Origin of the sequence: Citrobacter sp. wls826 (assembly GCF_005281245.1) — a bacterium.
Taxonomy (GTDB): domain Bacteria; phylum Pseudomonadota; class Gammaproteobacteria; order Enterobacterales; family Enterobacteriaceae; genus Citrobacter; species Citrobacter braakii.
In genome coordinates this window covers 106,079-107,284 of record NZ_SZWS01000054.1, presented here as the reverse complement: position 1 = coordinate 107,284, position 1,206 = coordinate 106,079, and the positions used below count along the sequence as shown (strand labels likewise).

At 56.7% G+C, this 1,206-nt stretch carries 1 protein-coding gene; it reads left to right on the top strand.

Going from position 1 to position 1,206, the window contains the following annotated elements; all coding sequences use genetic code 11:
• Window positions 1–1,167: phosphoenolpyruvate synthase (gene ppsA, locus FDW87_RS22680; protein WP_252363189.1), on the top strand; the 1,167-nt coding region annotated here is incomplete at its 5' end.
• Between the last annotated feature and the right edge of the window lie 39 nt (window positions 1,168–1,206).

The window sequence follows — 1,206 nt, the reverse complement described above, 5'->3', positions numbered from 1 at the left end:
ATGAAGAAAGCGGCGGCGATTGTCACCAACCGTGGCGGTCGTACCTGCCACGCGGCGATCATTGCCCGTGAACTGGGGATCCCGGCCGTGGTTGGCTGTGGTGATGCCACCGAGCGTATGAAGGACGGTGAGAAAGTCACTGTCTCCTGTGCCGAGGGTGATACCGGTTATGTTTACGCTGAGATGCTCGACTTCAGCGTGAAGAGTTCCAGCGTGGAGACCATGCCGGATCTGCCGTTGAAGGTGATGATGAACGTGGGTAACCCGGACCGGGCTTTCGACTTCGCCTGTCTGCCAAACGAAGGTGTCGGCCTGGCGCGTCTGGAATTTATCATCAACCGCATGATTGGCGTACACCCGCGTGCGTTGCTGGAGTTCGATGACCAGACGCCTGAGCTGCAAAACGAAATCCGCGGCATGATGAAAGGTTTTGATTCCCCGCGTGAATTCTACGTTGGTCGTCTGACGGAAGGGATCGCTACGCTGGGTGCGGCGTTCTATCCAAAACGCGTTATCGTGCGTATGTCAGACTTTAAGTCCAACGAATATGCCAACCTCGTCGGCGGTGAGCGTTATGAGCCGCATGAAGAGAACCCGATGCTGGGCTTCCGCGGGGCGGGCCGTTACATTGCTGATAGCTTCCGCGACTGTTTCGCGCTGGAATGTGACGCAGTGAAACGTGTCCGTAACGATATGGGCCTGACTAACGTAGAAGTGATGGTACCGTTTGTCCGTACCGTTGCCCAGGCGAAAGCGGTAGTGGAAGAGCTGGCGCGTCAGGGGCTGAAACGCGGTGAGAACGGACTGAAGATCATCATGATGTGTGAGATCCCGTCCAACGCCTTGCTGGCCGAACAGTTCCTTGAGTACTTTGACGGCTTCTCCATCGGTTCAAACGACATGACGCAGCTGGCGTTGGGACTGGACCGTGACTCTGGTGTGGTTTCTGAACTGTTTGACGAGCGTAACGACGCGGTGAAAGCGCTGCTGTCGATGGCGATTCGTGCAGCCAAGAAACAGGGCAAATACGTGGGTATTTGCGGTCAGGGTCCATCCGATCACGAAGACTTCGCCGCCTGGCTGATGGAAGAGGGGATCGACAGTCTGTCGCTGAACCCGGACACCGTCGTGCAGACCTGGCTGAGCCTGGCTGAACTGAAGAAGTAACATCATGCCGGATGGTGGCGTAAATGCCTTACCCGGCCT